The sequence below is a fragment of the Promicromonospora panici genome (genome assembly GCF_900608595.1).
Lineage (GTDB): Bacteria > Actinomycetota > Actinomycetes > Actinomycetales > Cellulomonadaceae > Promicromonospora > Promicromonospora panici.
The window spans coordinates 193028-207774 of the sequence record NZ_UWYY01000002.1 but is presented as its reverse complement, the minus strand read 5'-3'; the positions used below and the strand labels follow the sequence as shown (position 1 = coordinate 207774).

At 71.5% G+C, this 14747-nt stretch carries 13 protein-coding genes; 7 read left to right on the top strand and 6 right to left on the bottom strand.

What is annotated here, in order from left to right; translation table 11 throughout:
- Positions 1 to 95 precede the first annotated feature (95 nt).
- The 3 genes from pgsA (at position 96) to EW117_RS02770 (ending at position 1805) form a co-directional block, all read left to right on the top strand.
- On the top strand, positions 96 to 686 hold the full coding sequence (gene pgsA, locus EW117_RS02780) for a CDP-diacylglycerol--glycerol-3-phosphate 3-phosphatidyltransferase (RefSeq protein WP_129783434.1): 591 nt from the start codon (positions 96 to 98) through the stop codon (positions 684 to 686).
- Entirely contained in the window at positions 683 to 1204 is a 522-nt protein-coding gene (locus EW117_RS02775) for a CinA family protein (protein ID WP_129783432.1), read from the top strand. Before pgsA ends, EW117_RS02775 begins: the two co-directional genes overlap by 4 nt.
- A gap of 247 nt (positions 1205 to 1451) precedes the next feature.
- Positions 1452 to 1805 carry a helix-turn-helix domain-containing protein gene (locus EW117_RS02770; protein ID WP_129783430.1) on the top strand — a complete coding sequence of 118 codons (354 nt, stop codon included), beginning with the start codon at positions 1452 to 1454 and terminating at the stop codon, positions 1803 to 1805.
- A gap of 83 nt (positions 1806 to 1888) precedes the next feature.
- Here EW117_RS02770 and EW117_RS02765 read toward each other — a convergent pair whose 3' ends face one another.
- Positions 1889 to 2686, bottom strand: a complete 798-nt coding sequence (locus EW117_RS02765) for a DNA-formamidopyrimidine glycosylase family protein (protein WP_129783428.1) — start codon at positions 2684 to 2686, stop codon at positions 1889 to 1891.
- Positions 2687 to 2890: 204 nt separating this feature from the next.
- Between EW117_RS02765 and EW117_RS02760 the strand changes: the two genes are divergently transcribed.
- A complete protein-coding gene (locus tag EW117_RS02760) occupies positions 2891 to 3703 on the top strand; it encodes a DUF998 domain-containing protein (protein ID WP_165362422.1) in 813 nt (270 codons plus the stop codon).
- On the opposite strand, the gene EW117_RS02755 is transcribed toward EW117_RS02760, so the two are convergent.
- On the bottom strand, positions 3669 to 8741 hold the full coding sequence (locus EW117_RS02755) for an Lhr family helicase (protein WP_129783424.1): 5073 nt from the start codon (positions 8739 to 8741) through the stop codon (positions 3669 to 3671). The two genes, EW117_RS02760 and EW117_RS02755, sit on opposite strands and share 35 nt — an antisense overlap.
- 66 nt (positions 8742 to 8807) lie before the next feature.
- Between EW117_RS02755 and EW117_RS02750 the strand changes: the two genes are divergently transcribed.
- The 3 genes from EW117_RS02750 to EW117_RS02740 all read left to right on the top strand — a co-directional run bounded on the left by EW117_RS02750 (position 8808) and on the right by EW117_RS02740 (position 11155).
- On the top strand, positions 8808 to 9044 hold the full coding sequence (locus EW117_RS02750; protein ID WP_129783422.1) for a DUF3046 domain-containing protein: 237 nt from the start codon (positions 8808 to 8810) through the stop codon (positions 9042 to 9044).
- Between the two features lie 217 nt (positions 9045 to 9261).
- Positions 9262 to 10485 (top strand): recombinase RecA, encoded by a 1224-nt coding sequence (gene recA, locus EW117_RS02745; RefSeq protein WP_129783420.1) that lies wholly within the window; start codon positions 9262 to 9264, stop codon positions 10483 to 10485.
- Between the two features lie 34 nt (positions 10486 to 10519).
- The gene (locus tag EW117_RS02740; RefSeq protein WP_129783418.1) at positions 10520 to 11155 is read left to right on the top strand and encodes a regulatory protein RecX; all 636 of its coding nucleotides are present in this window, start codon (positions 10520 to 10522) and stop codon (positions 11153 to 11155) included.
- Positions 11156 to 11263: 108 nt separating this feature from the next.
- Here EW117_RS02740 and EW117_RS02735 read toward each other — a convergent pair whose 3' ends face one another.
- The 4 genes from EW117_RS02735 to EW117_RS02720 all read right to left on the bottom strand — a co-directional run bounded on the left by EW117_RS02735 (position 11264) and on the right by EW117_RS02720 (position 14732).
- Positions 11264 to 12175 carry an amino acid ABC transporter permease gene (locus EW117_RS02735; RefSeq protein ID WP_129783416.1) on the bottom strand — a complete coding sequence of 304 codons (912 nt, stop codon included), beginning with the start codon at positions 12173 to 12175 and terminating at the stop codon, positions 11264 to 11266.
- Positions 12172 to 12861 carry an amino acid ABC transporter permease gene (locus EW117_RS02730; RefSeq protein WP_129783414.1) on the bottom strand — a complete coding sequence of 230 codons (690 nt, stop codon included), beginning with the start codon at positions 12859 to 12861 and terminating at the stop codon, positions 12172 to 12174. The genes EW117_RS02735 and EW117_RS02730 overlap by 4 nt, the downstream gene beginning before the upstream one ends.
- Before the next feature lie 138 nt (positions 12862 to 12999).
- Positions 13000 to 13854 (bottom strand): glutamate ABC transporter substrate-binding protein, encoded by an 855-nt coding sequence (locus tag EW117_RS02725; RefSeq protein ID WP_129783412.1) that lies wholly within the window; start codon positions 13852 to 13854, stop codon positions 13000 to 13002.
- Between the two features lie 62 nt (positions 13855 to 13916).
- Positions 13917 to 14732, bottom strand: a complete 816-nt coding sequence (locus EW117_RS02720; RefSeq protein ID WP_242504050.1) for an amino acid ABC transporter ATP-binding protein — start codon at positions 14730 to 14732, stop codon at positions 13917 to 13919.
- Positions 14733 to 14747 lie beyond the last annotated feature (15 nt).

The window sequence follows — 14747 nt, the reverse complement described above, 5'->3', positions numbered from 1 at the left end:
GGTGGCCGCCGGCCGCGGCCACCCAAGTTTCCTCGTCCGCGGAGCGACGTGGGGGAGCGGTCCGGGGGTAGGTGCAGCGCGGTTAGGCTTGAGCAATGGTCAACGACGCTCCGTCGCCCTGGAATATTGCGAACATCGTCACGATGATTCGCATCGCCATGGTTCCGTTCTTCGCCTGGGCTCTTCTCGTCGAAGGCGGGGACGACACGACATGGCGGCTCGTGGCCACGGCGATCTTCGTGGTCGCGGCAGTGTCGGACAAGGTCGACGGCTACCTCGCGCGGTCGCGCGGGCTGATCACGGATCTGGGCAAGCTGCTCGACCCGATCGCGGACAAGCTCCTCATCGGCGCCGCGCTGATCCTGCTCTGGATCCCGCTCGGCGAGCTGCCGTGGTGGATCCCGGTCGTGATCCTCGTGCGCGAGCTGGGCATCACGTTCATGCGCATGGGCATGCTCAAGTACGAGGTGATGCCGGCGTCGCGGGGCGGCAAGCTCAAGACGGTGCTGCAGTCCGTGGCGATCTCGATGTTCCTGCTGCCGCGGGAGGGCTTCGAATGGTTCACCGTGATCGCCTGGGTCGTGCTGATGGCGGCGTTCGTCCTCACGGTGGTGACGGGCTTCGAGTACGTGTACCAGGGCTGGAAGATCCGCCGGGAAGCGCGGTCCGGGGTGTCGAACGTATGACGGCGTCGCGCCTGCTGGCGGCGGCGGCCGCGCGGGGCTGGAGCATCGGCGTGGCCGAGTCGCTCACAGGCGGCCTCGTCACCGCGACGCTCGTCTCGGTCCCTGGCGCGTCACGGGTCGTCCGCGGCGGCGTCGTCGCCTATGCCACGGATCTGAAGGCCGGGCTGCTCGGCGTGGACGGGGGCCTGCTCGCCGAGCGGGGGGCCGTGGACGAGGCCGTGGCCGCCCAGATGGCGGCCGGCGTGCGCTCGGTCACGGGCGCCGACGTCGGTCTCGCCACGACCGGCGTGGCGGGTCCCGAACCCCAGGACGGTCAAGCGCCGGGTGTGGTGTTCGTCGCAGTGAGCACCCCCGTGGCGTCCGAGGTGCACCGGCTGGACCTCGACGGGGACCGGTCCCAGGTGATCGCGGACGCGGCACGCGGTGTGCTCGAGCTGGCGTTGGCCCTCGTCAGCGAGGGACCGGGTGAAATTCGCGAGACACGCCATGCCGTGTTTCCAGAAGTTACAGACAAGTGAAACTTCTTGGCTTAATCTTGCACAGGGCTTGACGCAGGTGCACTTCGGGAACAAGGCTCATATCCACGACGTTGGTCCCGGTGTGATCACGAACAGGCCGACCACCCGGAGCCGGCGCAAGAACACTTCGAGCGCGGGGTACGGTAGAACGAGCTCCGTTCGCGGAGGAAGCACCACACGCAAGGCACGCCCGGTCCAGGCAGGGCAGGGCGTAGGTTCAGGGACAGGCACTGAAAGGGGGCGCGAGATGGTCGTACTACGGCGAGAAATCGGCGACGTGCTGCGTGACACGCGGCAGCGTCAGGGGCGCACCCTGCGCGAGGTTTCGTCGGCGGCACGTGTGTCGCTGGGTTACCTCAGTGAGGTGGAGCGAGGTCAGAAGGAGGCGTCGTCCGAGCTTCTTGGCTCCATCTGCGAGGCGCTCGACGTGCCGCTGTCCTTGGTGCTGCGTGAGGTGAGCGACCGCGTCGCGGTGGCCGAAGGATTCCAGATTCCCGACACGATCCCTGCGGACTTCGTCGCTGGGCTGTTGGCCAGGGGAGGCGACCGGACCGCAGCGCGGCGGGACGTCGCGCAGTCAGACCTGGCACCGGTCGGCTGAGCCGACCGGTTCGAAGAACCGCGAAGTAGAGCGCCTGTCCCGCTTCCCTACGGATCACCCCGTACGGAAGCGGGGCAGGCGCTCTACTTCGCGGTCTGTGCCTGGCAGGTCGAGCACCAGAACACCGGACGTTCGTAGGGCTTCTCGTTCGCCGAGCCGACGCCGATCGGGGTCCCGCACCGGTGGCACGGCCGGCCCGCGCGGCCGTGCACATGCATTTCGACGGCGGCCATGCCGCGGGCCCGGCCCACGGCGACGCTGCGCTCCATGAGCCTGCGTGCGGTGCGGAGCAGGTCGTCGCGCTCGTCCTCGGACAGCGACCCTGCGGGCGCCCAGGGCCACAGACGCCGCGCGAACAGCGACTCGGCCATCCAGATGGTCCCGATGCCCGCGACGGTGCGCTGGTCCAGCAGCGCGGCGCACAGCGGGCGCTCGGGCTCGCGGACGAGCCGTGCAGCGCCTTCGGGCAGGCCGGTGGTGGGGAAGTCGTCGCCGAGGATGTCGGGGCCCAGCCCGGTGAGGATGCGCTGCTCGTCGAGGGTGCGCAGCAGGTCCAGCATCCCGAGGTGCCATCCCGTGGCCGTCCAGGCGTCCGTCGCGAGCACGGCGCGGATGGCGGGATTGCGGGCCGAGGCATCACGGGAGCCCGTGCGGTGGACCTTCCAGAGCCCTTCCATGCGCAGGTGCGTGTGCAGGGTGCGGCCGTCGTCGAGCCGGGTGAGCAGGTGCTTGCCGTACGCGCACGTCTCGAGCGCGGTGGCGCCGGTCAGGTCAGCCGCGCCGACACTCGGCCAGCGCAGCTCCGCACGGACGAGCGGCAGCCCACGCAGCGCCGCAGTGAGGCGCTCGGCGGTGAGGCGCAGTACATCGCCCTCGGGCACGAATGCTCCCCTCGTCGTGGGGCTTCAGCGTAGTGGGCGCCATGGCGGGGTAGGCTGCACGATCGGGCATATCACCCGGGCGGGTGCGAGCCAGACCCGCGGCCCGCTCGCGGGGTCGCCCAGGGCTGGTCAGGGGTTGCCCCCAGTAACGTTCAGGGGGAAAACCCGATGGTTTCCGGCCGCATGGTCCACAATGCTTGTCTCATGACCGTTGTTGCCGCTGACCTGGGGAGACACCCCGACCTGCCCGCCACCTCCGTAGACCCCCGCAGCACCCGGACGGTCGGCTGGTTCGGCGCGACCGCTCTGCTGCCAATGGTCGCCGCACACGTGGTGGGTGCGTCCGTCGTCGACCCGGTGCTCGACCCGATCAGCTGGTACGCCTTCGTGCCCGGCGGCGGCGAGCTCATCCTGGCGGGTGGCGTGATCCTGGCCGTGCTGGGCCTGATCCTCACGGTGCGGATGTACCGCACCGGGTTGGCGGTCGGCGCCGTGCCTGCGTTCGCGATGATCGTCTTCGCCATCGCGATGGTGCTCGTCGGCGCGTTCCCGACCGACCCCCCGGGGACGCCGGCCTCCCTGTCCGCCGTGATCCACCGCGTCAGCGCGGCGACCGCCTTCTGCGTGCTTCCGCTCGTCGGCCTGAGCCTCGAGCGGTCGATCCAGCGGCCGCGCTCCTCGCTTCCGCGCGGGCTGCGGTCGGCGGCCCGCGCCCTGGGCATCGTGGTCGTGGCGTTCCTCGTGGTCCACCTGTCGCTGGTCTTCTTCGCCGACTCCGGGATCTTGGCCTTCGGCCTCATCGAACGGATCGGGTTCGTGGTCATGATCGCCTACCTGTTCCTGCTCGCGGCCACCATCGACCGGGAGGGCTCGATGGCTCCGGACGAGGCCGTGACCGGTGTCTGGCACGAGGTGACCGAGGCCAGGGCCACAGGCAGCGCCGGGCACGACGCCGTCAGCGCGGGCGAGCCGGCCTTGGCGCTCAGCGGATCGAGATCCGCAGACCCCGTGGGGTGACCGCGAAACCCGCCTCCACGAGTGCACGCGCGACCGGATGATGTCGCGCGGCCTCCAGTGCGGGCACCCCGTCGACGCGCTGGACCACGAGGCGCCCCAGCCGGCCCTCGCGGACGGTACGGGCCAGGGCGGCGGCGGCCGCCGCCAGGCGCGCGGGGCTCTGGCTGAACGACAGCACCGTGCGCCCGCCCCGCTCGACGAACAGGGTGAGGTCACCGTGGATGAGCACCACGACGGCCCCGGCCTTGCGGCCGGGCCGGTGAGCGGTGGTGGCGCGGGTCTCGCGGGTCTCGTGGGCCTCGTCCGACGTCGGCTCCGCGTCGGGTACCGGGCTCGCCGGCCAGGCCAGCGCCGCGCCGTACGGGTTGGCGGGATCCATCGCGGCGAGCACGACGGCGCCCGTCGTGCTGCTCACGCCGGGTCCGGCCGCCGCGGCCGCCGTCCGCTCCGCGACCTCCACCTCGGCCTCCACGATCCGTGCCCGGTCCTGTGCGTCCACCCGCAGGCGGTCGACCGCGCCGGGCAGCGCGAACTGCGAGCCGCCCAGGTGCTCCACGAAGTACCCGCGGCGTACCGCACCGCGCTCCTCCAGGCCGGACAGCACCCGGTACACGTCCCGGTAACCGGCGCCGACGCCCTCGGCCGCGGCACCGGACCGCGTGAGCACACCGTGTCGTTCCAGGAGGACCTGGGTCAGCGCGTGCGCGCGCAATGTCGGGTCGGCCTCGCGCATCGGGAGAGCCGCCCAGCGACCGCCGCCCCCCGGGACCGACGTACTCCCGCGGAAGGTCGAGGCGGGACGCCCGGGCGAGATCGCGAACCGTGACCGCCGCACCGGCCGGGCACGCGCGGCGGTGCGGGGTGCACGATGCGCACCCGCACCACTGACCCGCTCGCGCAGGGCGCCCAGCCCGTCGTTGGTGACCTGCCCGGCCCAGACGAGGTCCCACAGCACCTCCAGCACGGCGTCCGGCTCGGCGCCGGTGAGCTCGGCGACCCGCGGCAGGAAGAAGCCTCCCGAACCGGTGAGCAGGTCCAGGACCGCACGGTGCAGGTCGGAGTCGACCGGGCTCTCCTCCTCGACCGGGTCCAGCGTGGGCAGGGTGAGTGGGGCGCCGTCGGCCAGGTGGAGGGAGACGAGGCCGTCGCCACCGCCCGAGCCGGGTAGGCGGGAGTGACCGGCCCACAGCACCTCTCCCGCGACCGTCAGCTCGTCGAGGAGCGCGGGGGAGTAGTCGGTCACCCGCGCGGGCAGCACGAGGGTCTCCAGGGCCGACGCCGGGACCGCTGCGCCCGCGAGCTGCTCGATCGCCTGCACCAGCCCGTCGGCTCCGCGCAGCAGCCCCGTGGCGATGTTCTGCCAGCGGGGCAGGAAGGTGCCGAGCGCCTCCTGTTCCACGGGTTCCACCTCGGCCCGCAGGACCGCCAGCGACCGCCGTCGGAGCAGGCGCAGCACCCCGGGGTCGCACCACTCGTCGCCGGTGCCACCGAGCGAGCCGGGACGCAGGCTCCCGCGCGCGAGCACGCCGTCCGCCTCCAGCCGCGCGAGGCCGTGCGCGACGATCGCGACCCCCAGCCCGAACCGCAGGGCCACCGTTCCGGCACTGAACGGACCGTGCGTGCGGGCGTGGCGGCGCAGCAGGTCACCCAGCGGGTCGGGCACGAGCTCGGTGAACGTCTCCGGGATGCCGACGGGCAGGGCCACGCCGAGGGCGTCGCGCAGGCGCCCGGCGTCCTCGGCGACCGCCCACTGCTCCTCGCCGGCGAACCGCACGCGGATCACCCGGCGGCTGCCCTCCAGCTCGTCGAGCCAGTGCCCGACGGCGTGGCGGGCCTCCTCGCGGGTGCGCGCCTCCAGGGCATGGAGCGGGTGCGGGCCAGTACGCCGGAGCAGGTCCCACAGGCCCTCGGCGTCGCGCGCCTGGCGGTCCGGCGCGAGCCCGGCCAGCTCGGCCTCGGTGCGCTCGACGGCACCGGGGTCCAGGAGGTCCGCCAGGTCGGCCGTGCCCCGCTCGCCGAGCAGCTCGGCGAGCAGTTCCGGGTCGAGTGACAGGGCTGCCGCTCGGCGCTCGGCCAGCGGCGCGTCGCCGTCGTACAGGAACTGGGCGGTGTAGCCGAACAGGAGGGACTGCGCGAACGGCGAGGGCGTCGGCGTCGTCACCTCGACGACGCGGACGCCGCCCGCGGCGATGTCGCGCATGAGACCGGCCAGGGCCGCGACGTCGAAGTCGTCCTGGAGGCACTCGCGGGCCGCCTCCAGCACTATCGGGAAGTCCGGGAACTGGCTCGCCACCTCCAGGAGCTGGGCGGACCGCTGCCGCTGCTGCCACAGCGGCTGCCGCTTGTCCGGCCGACGCCGGGGCAGCAGGAGCGCCCTGGCCGCGGCCTCGCGGAACCGCGCGGCGAACATGACCGACGACCCGAGCTCGTCGCGCACGGCTCCGAGCACCTCGTCCGGGTCGAGAAGCAGGTCCTCGAGGGTGACCCGGCCGGGCGTGTGCGGCGCTTGCGCGGCGCCGTCGCCTTCGCCGGAACTGTCCCCGGCGGTGGGCACGGCCCCGTCCCAGAGGTCACCGTCCCAGCCGCCGCCGGAGTCGGGCAGACGCAGCACTATGCCGTCGTCCGAGTGCATGGCCGCCACGTCGAGGCCGAAGCGGGCGCGCAGCCGGGCGGAGATCACCAGCGCCCACGGTGCGTGCACGCGTGCGCCGAGCGGAGAGTGGATCACCACGCGCCAGTCGCCGAGCTCGTCGCGGAACCGCTCCACGACCACCGTGCGGTCGTCGGGCACGCGGCCCGTACCGAGCCGCTGCTCCGTGAGGTAGGCGGCGAGGTTGTCGGCCGCCCAGTCGTCGAGCCCGGCGTCGCGCAGGTGCTTGCGCCCGGCCTCAGGGTCGGCGGCCAGGGCGGCGTCGGCCTCGCGGACGAACGTTCCGACCGCGCGCCCGAGCTCGGCCGGACGCCCCTGTGCGTCACCCTTCCAGAAGGGCAGGCGCCCGGGCAGGCCGGGGGCGGGGGTGACCAGCACGCGGTCGGTGGTGATCTCCTCGATGCGCCACGTGCTCGACCCGAGCGTGAACGTGTCGCCGACCCGCGACTCGTAGACCATCTCCTCGTCGAGCTCGCCGACACGCTTGCCGCCGCGGGTCCGGCCCGAGCCGCCGGTCACGCTGTCGGTGAGCACGTCGCCCGGCGCGCCGCCGCTCGGTGCATCGGTGGCGAGGAACACGCCGTAGGCGCCCTTGTCGGGGATGGTGCCGCCGCTGGTGGCGGCCAGCCGGAGCGCGCCGGGGCGGCCACGCAGCATGCCGGTGGCGCGGTCCCAGGTGATGCGGGCGCGCAGCTCCGCGAAGTCCTCGCTGGGATAACGGCCCGCGAGCATGTCCAGGACGGCACGCCACGTGGCGTCACCGAGGTGCGCGAACGGCGCGGCGCGGCGAACGAGGGCGAGCAGGTCCGCCTCGTCCCAGTCGTCGACGGCCAGGGCCGCCACCACCTGTTGCGCCAGGACGTCGAGCGGGTTGGCCGGGACGTGCATGTGCTCGATCTCGCCGGCGCGCATGCGCTGCGCGATGACGGTTGCCGGCACGAGGTCACCCCGGAACATCGGGAAGACCACGCCCTTGGACACCGCGCCCACCTGGTGGCCGGCGCGGCCGATGCGCTGCAGCCCGCTGGCGACCGACGGCGGCGCCCCGACCTGGACCACCAGGTCCACCGCACCCATGTCGATGCCGAGCTCCAGCGACGACGTGGCGACGACGGCGGGCAGCCGGCCCTCCTTGAGCTCCGTCTCGGTGCGCGTGCGCTCGGCGCGGCTCATCGACCCGTGGTGGGCGCGCGCCAGGACGATCTCGCCCTGGCCGGGCACCGCCTCCGGAAGGCCGCGCTGTCCGGGCGTGGGCCGGGGGATGCCCGCGGCGGTGCCCGACTGGCCCGGTACGAGCGCGGCCCAGGTGCTGGCCGGGTCGGCGACGTCGAGCCCTTCGCGCTGTGCCCAGACCTCGTTCATCCGGGCGGTCAGCCGCTCGGCGCCTCGCCGGTTGTTGGTGAACACGATGGTGGACGTGTGGTCGGCGACGAGGTCGACCACACGCTCCTCGACGTGCGGCCAGACCGAGGCCCGGCGTAGCGGGCGGGTGGCCTCGCCCGAGAGGTCGATCTCGTCGTCGCCCGAGCCGGGGCCGGCCGAACCATCTGGTCCGGCGCCGCCCGGTGCGGGCGCCGCTCCATGGACTGGTCCGGTCGCCGGTGCGCTGTCCAGGTCCGCGAGGTCCGGTACGGGCACGACGACGTCGATGGCCCACTCCTTGTGCGACGGCGGCTGGACGACCGCTACCTCGCGTGCCGAGCTGTCGTCGCGGCCGCCGCCCAGGAACCGGGAGACCGCGTCGACCGGGCGGACGGTGGCGGACAGCCCGATGCGCTGCGCCGGCCGGTCCAGCAGGGCGTCGAGGCGCTCCAGGCTAAGGGCGAGATGGGCGCCACGCTTGGTGCCCGCGACGGCATGGATCTCGTCGAGCACCACGGTCTCCACGCCGGCGAGCCCGGCGCGGGCCGACGAGGTGAGGATGAGGAAGAGTGACTCCGGCGTCGTGACGAGGATGTCGGGCGGGCGGGTGGCGAACGAGCGCCGCTCGCTGGCGGGCGTGTCGCCCGTACGCATGCCGACCGTGACGTCCGGGACCTCGATGCCGTCCCGGGCCGCGGCCTGACGGATACCCGTGAGCGGGGAGCGCAGGTTGCGCTGCACGTCGGCGGCCAGGGCCTTCAGCGGCGACACGTACAGCACGCGGCAGCGTCGGGCCCGCTCCTCGGGCGGGGGAGCGGACATGATCCGGTCGATCGACCAGAGGAACGCCGCGAGCGTCTTGCCCGATCCGGTCGGCGCGACCACCAGTGCGTGCTGGTCACGCGCGACGGCGTCCCACGCGCCGGCCTGGGCGGTGGTGGGTTGCGCGAACGTCCCGGTGAACCACGTACGGGTGGCGGGTCCGAACCGGGAGAGCGGGTCGTCGGCTGAGGGCATGGTCCCCATTCTGTCCCTGACCACTGACACGGGCCCGGTTCTCGGGGCGGACGTCGGGAGACGTAGGGTTGACGAGTGCGCGAACGGGATTTCTGGCAGCTGATAGACGAGGTCTTCGGTCCCGCCTACGGGCGCGCCCTCGCCCGCGAGCAGGTGCTGCCCACACTGGACGGCCGGACCCCCGCCGTCGCCCTGGACGACGGCGACGAGCCGCGGGACGTCTGGCACGCGCTGTGCGACGCGCTCGACGTGCCGGACGCCGACCGGTGGGGCAAGGACAAGTACCGGCAGGCGCCGCCGCCGCGTCGCTGAGGCACTGGCGAGATGTCCCGCGACACACCGGTGTGTCCGGCCTTGCCTCGAACACGCGTTCGGCTAGACTTCAACCACAGGCACGGATTTCGGAACGTCGTCCACAGGCGGCGGCCGGAGCAGGTGTTCGTGTCAGTGGCTCCGCGTACGGTCGGCAACGACGTACAGAGTCATCCACGCCGGCGCACACAGCGCCCCGAAACCGAAGGTGTTGCACATGCCCGCACCAGCAGACCGCGACAAGGCCCTCGAAGCGGCCCTCGCCCAGATCGACCGCAGCTTCGGCAAGGGCTCGGTCATGCGCCTCGGCGACGAGATCCGTGCGCCCATCGAGGTGATCCCGACCGGCTCGATCGCCCTCGACGTGGCGCTCGGTATCGGGGGTCTGCCCCGTGGCCGCGTCGTCGAGGTGTACGGGCCGGAGTCCTCGGGTAAGACGACCATCGCGCTGCACGCGGTGGCCAACGCGCAGCGCCAGGGTGGCATCGCGGCGTTCATCGACGCCGAGCACGCGCTGGACCCGGACTACGCCAAGAAGCTCGGTGTCGACACCGATGCCCTCCTGGTCTCGCAGCCGGACACCGGTGAGCAGGCGCTGGAGATCACGGACATGCTGATCCGGTCCGGCGCGCTCGACATCATCGTGATCGACTCCGTCGCCGCCCTGACACCCAAGGCCGAGATCGAGGGCGAGATGGGCGACAGCCACGTGGGTCTCCAGGCCCGCCTCATGTCGCAGGCCCTGCGCAAGATCACGGGCGCGCTCAGCGCGTCCGGCACCACCGCGATCTTCATCAACCAGCTGCGCGAGAAGATCGGCGTGTTCTTCGGCTCGCCCGAGACCACCACCGGTGGCAAGGCGCTGAAGTTCTACGCCTCGGTCCGCCTCGACATCCGCCGCATCGAGACCCTCAAGGAGGGCACGGACGCGGTCGGCAACCGGACTCGGGTGAAGGTCGTCAAGAACAAGATGGCGCCGCCGTTCAAGCAGGCGGAGTTCGACATCCTGTACGGCCACGGCATCTCCCGCGAGGGCGGCCTGATCGACATGGGTGTGGAGCACGGCTTCGTGCGTAAGTCGGGTTCATGGTTCACCTACGAGGGCGACCAGCTCGGCCAGGGCAAGGAGAACGCGCGGGCCTTCCTGCGGGACAACCCCGATCTCGCCAACGACATCGAGAAGCGCGTCAAGGAGAAGCTGGGGGTCGGCCCCAAGGTCGACGCCCCCGCGGACGACGCCGCGGCTGCCGCCCCGGCCCCCGCTCCGGCCACCGAGGGCGCGCCGGTCACGGGCACCGTCGCGGCAGCGAGCTCGTCCTCGCGGACGACCACGACGGCGAAGGCCACCAAGTCGACCGCCACGCGTTCGAAGGCCACCAAGCCGGCGGCGTCGAAGACCGCCGCCAAGGCGGAGGCAGCCGCCGAGAAGGCACCGTTCTGACGTGCAGTACGGTGATCCAGCGGATGGTCCCGGCGTGGGGAAGCGTCGGGGCCATCCGGCCGCCCGAGAGGGCGGCCGGAGGGGTAGCCGCGCGCGTGGTAGCGGCGCCGAACGGGCACCCCGGAAGACCGTCGCGGAGCGCCTCGACGCCGGCGAGATCAGCCGTGACGACGCCGTCGAGAAGGCCCGCGAGGTAGTTCTCCGGATCCTGACGGCGGCACAGCGGTCCCGGCGCGAGCTCGAGCAGTCGCTGGCGCGCAAGGGCTACCCGGAGGACGTCGTCGAGCAGGTGCTCGACCGGTTCGACGAGGTGGGCCTGGTGGACGACGCGACCTACGCCGAGACCATCGTCCGTACCCGGCACGCCGAGCGCGGCCTCGCTCGCCGTGGCATCGCCGCGGAGCTGCGGCGGCGCGGCATCGATGAGGACACGGCCACCGAGGCGCTGGACCAGCTCGACCCCGACGACGAACGCGTAGCGGGCGCCAAGCTGGCTTCCAAGCTCGTCACCCGCACGCGCAGTCTCGACCGCGAGGTGCGGGTGCGCCGCGCCGTCGGATCGCTGGCCCGGAAGGGCTACGCGCCCGGGCTGGCGTTCGAGCTGGTCCGCGACGCGCTTGCCGCAGAGGGCGAGGAGACGGACGACCTGGTGGGCGTCGACATCGACTGAGCCCTCGCGTACCCGGACCTGGCGACACGCCAGGTGATCGGGGCGAGACGCCAGAGGCGCTCCAGCATGTGTGCTGGAGCGCCTCTGGCATGCGGCTGAGGGAGCGCGTCAGACGACAGCGCCCCCAGCACCCGGACCTGGGCCGCCGCCGACGGGTCCGCCGGCCACCGCGGTCGGGTTGCCGATGCCGGTGCCCTCGACCGTGGCACCCGCAGTCCGGCTGGACAGCAGCCTCGCGAGCCGGTGCGCCACGACGGTGAGCAGCCAGTTGATGATGATGAACACGATCGCCACGACGACGAGCGCCTGCAGCGGGTTCTGCTCCCTCGACGAGAGGATCTGGGCGGACCGGAGCAGTTCGGAGTACAGGATGAACTGACCGAGCGCCGAGTCCTTGAGCACCACCACGAGCTGCGACACCATCGCCGGGAGCATGGCGACCAGAGCCTGAGGAAGCTGGATCGAGCGGAGCGTCTGTGCGGGGGTCAGGCCGACAGCCAGCCCTGCTTCGCCCTGCCCCTTCGGCAGGTTCCCGACGCCGGACCGGACCAGCTCCGCGATCACGGAGCCGTTGTACAGGACGAGGGCCACCACTACTGCAGCGAACGGCCGGTCGGCGATCCACTGGGCCTGCGCCGAGAAGAACATGTAGAAGAAGATCATCATCAGCAGGACGGGCACGGCGCGGAAGAACTCCACGACGACGCCCGAGACCCACCGGACCGGACGAATCTGCGACAGCCGTCCGATACCGAAGAGGATGCCGAAGAGCACCGAGCCCACCGTGGCGAACAGCGCCGAGCGCAGCGTGTTCTGCAGGCCCGGCAGGTAGTAGGACTGCCACGCCTCAGCGGATACGGCGTTCTGCCAGAGCGAGGCGCTGAACTGCCCCTTGGCGTACAGCACGGACGCCAGCCAGACGAGCCCGGCGAGCACCGCCACGGTGGCGACGATGTTGCCGACGACGGACAGGGCACGGCCGCGTGGGCCCTGGGCGTCGAACAGGACGGACGCGCTCATCGCTTCACCGCCAGTCGTCGCGAGAGCGAGGTGGTGACGAGCCCGATCGGGATCACCAGGATCACGTAGCCCAGAGCGAAGGTCAGGAAGATCGCGACCATGAGGTCGGGCCGGAACTCGATCATGGTCCTCATCAGTGATGACGTCTCGGTGGAGACAGAGGCCGCTGCAGCGACGGTCGAGTTCTTCAGCAGCGCGATCAGCGTGTTGCCGAGCGGTGCGACGGCTCCGCGAAACGCCTGCGGGAAGATCACCAGGGCTGCCGCAGGCAGGAAAGAGAGACCGATGGCACGCGCGGCCTCGGCCTGCCCGACTGGCACCGTGTTCACGCCGGAGCGGATGGCCTCGCAGACGAACGCGGCGTGGTAGACGGCCAAGCCGATCACCGCGAACCAGAAGAACGTGGTGTCGAGAGTGTCCGAGAGCGAGAGCGCGAGCTGCGAGAACAGCACCAGGTACGTGAACGTGAGGATGATCGTGAGAGGCGTGTTTCGGAAGATGGTCACGTAGGCGGTACCGGCCCACCGGAGTGATGCGATCGGTGAGATGCGCATCAGCGCGAGCACGGTGCCGAGGACCAGGGACAGTAGTGCGGCCCAGAACGTGAGCTGGATATTCACCCAGAACGCGCCCAGGACGTCGAACCGCGCGAAGAGCTCGGCGAACCCGGCGAGGAAGTCGTCCACGGTCACCTTTCAGGAGGGGATGGTCAGGGGCGTCGTGGCACGGCCGACGACGCCGGACGTGCCCGGCGCCGGACGGTAGCCGCCCGGGAGGCGGCCGGTCGGGCGCCGGGCACGGTGATCAGACGGTGGTCAGCAGGGTCACTCGCAGGCGTCCTGCTCCGGCGGGTTGAGGTCCGCGTTCGGGGTGTAGTCGGCGCCCTCGGTGTTGCTGGCCACGAGCTCCTCCCACGTGCCGTCCTCGATCATCTCGGCGATCGCCGTGTTGACCTCCTCGCAGCGGTCCGTGCTGCCGTCGGGCAGGCCCACGCCGTAGCGCTCCTCGGAGAAGGGCGCGCCGACGACCTTGAACTTGCCGGCGTTCTCCTCGGTCGCGGCCAGGCCGGCGAGGATGATGTCGTCGGTGGTGACGGCGTCGACCGCACCGGAGGCAAGGGCGGTGGCGCAGTCGGCGTAGCCGGGGCGCTCCACGAGCTGCACGCCCTCGGCGTAGTCGTTCTTGATGTTCTCCGCCGACGTCGAACCGGTGACCGAGCAGAGGTTCTTGCCCTCCAGGTCCTCCGGGCCGGTGATGTCGGTGTTGTCGGCGGCGACCAGCAGGTCCTGACCGGCGACGAAGTACGGGCCGGCGAAGTCGATGAGCGCCTTGCGCTCGTCGGTGATCGAGTAGGTGGCGAAGATCATGTCGACGTCGCCGTTCTGCAGCGCCGTCTCGCGGTTGGCCGAGATGGTCTCGACGAACTCGATCTGGTCTTCGGAGTAACCGAGCTTTTCGGCGACGTAACGGGCGACGTCGGTGTCGAAGCCTGTGAACTCGTCGCCCTCCTGGAGGCCCAGGCCCGGCTGGTCGTACTTGATGCCGATGCGGATGGTCTCGCCGCCGCCGGCGGCGGTGTCCTCGCCGGTCGGCTCGCCGACCTCGGCACCACTGCAGGCCGAGAGCGCGAGAGCAGATGCTGCCGCCATCGCCAGCAGCCCCATGGTGTGCTTACGCATGATTCCCCTTCGGTAGTTCGGGATCCGTTGCGGAACCCTTGGCTGGGATCAGTCAGTGAAGATCAGTGGGTAAGGATCTTGGAGAGGAAGTCGCGCGCCCGCTCGCTCTTGGGCGCCGTGAAGAACTCCTCGGGGGGAGCTTCTTCGACGATCTGGCCGTCAGCCATGAAGACCACGCGGTTCGCGGCCTTGCGGGCGAAGCCCATCTCGTGCGTGACGACGATCATGGTCATGCCCTCCTGGGCGAGCGCCACCATGGCGTCGAGCACCTCGTTGATCATCTCCGGGTCGAGCGCCGACGTCGGCTCGTCGAAGAGCATCACCTTGGGGTGCATCGCCAGAGCGCGGGCGATCGCCACGCGCTGCTGCTGGCCGCCGGAGAGCTGGGCGGGCATCTTGCCGGCCTGGTTGGCCACGCCCACGCGGTCGAGCAGGGTCATGGCCTCTGCCTCGGCGGCCTTCTTGCTCAGGCCGCGGACCTTGCGCGGCCCGAGGGTCACGTTGTCGAGCACGGTCTTGTGCGCGAACAGGTTGAACGACTGGAAGACCATGCCGACCTCGGCGCGCAGCTGTGCGAGCGCCTTGCCCTCCTCGGGGAGGGTCTTGCCGTCGACGCTGATGGTGCCGTCGTCGATGGTCTCCAGGCGGTTGATCGCCCTGCACAGCGTCGACTTGCCGGACCCGGACGGGCCGATCACGACCAGCACCTCGCCCTTGCGGACGGTGAGGTCGATGTCCTGCAAGACGTGCAGCGCACCGAAGTGCTTGTTCACGTTCTTCAGCTCTACGAGGGGCGCCCCGAGGACGCGGTCCGACGTCGGAGCGTCCACGGTCTCGTCGGCCGCCGGTTGGCCGGTGGTCGGGGTGCTCTGGTCCATCCCTTGAACCTAACG

Coding starts and splice junctions, on each gene's coding strand:
- pgsA (WP_129783434.1), top strand. CDS start 96: ATGGTCAACGACGCTCCGTCGCCCTGGAATATTGCGAACATCGTCACG.
- EW117_RS02775 (WP_129783432.1), top strand. CDS start 683: ATGACGGCGTCGCGCCTGCTGGCGGCGGCGGCCGCGCGGGGCTGGAGC.
- EW117_RS02770 (WP_129783430.1), top strand. CDS start 1,452: ATGGTCGTACTACGGCGAGAAATCGGCGACGTGCTGCGTGACACGCGG.
- EW117_RS02760 (WP_165362422.1), top strand. CDS start 2,891: ATGACCGTTGTTGCCGCTGACCTGGGGAGACACCCCGACCTGCCCGCC.
- EW117_RS02755 (WP_129783424.1), bottom strand. CDS start 8,741: ATGGGGACCATGCCCTCAGCCGACGACCCGCTCTCCCGGTTCGGACCC.
- recA (WP_129783420.1), top strand. CDS start 9,262: ATGCCCGCACCAGCAGACCGCGACAAGGCCCTCGAAGCGGCCCTCGCC.
- EW117_RS02735 (WP_129783416.1), bottom strand. CDS start 12,175: ATGAGCGCGTCCGTCCTGTTCGACGCCCAGGGCCCACGCGGCCGTGCC.
- EW117_RS02725 (WP_129783412.1), bottom strand. CDS start 13,854: ATGCGTAAGCACACCATGGGGCTGCTGGCGATGGCGGCAGCATCTGCT.
- EW117_RS02720 (WP_242504050.1), bottom strand. CDS start 14,732: ATGGACCAGAGCACCCCGACCACCGGCCAACCGGCGGCCGACGAGACC.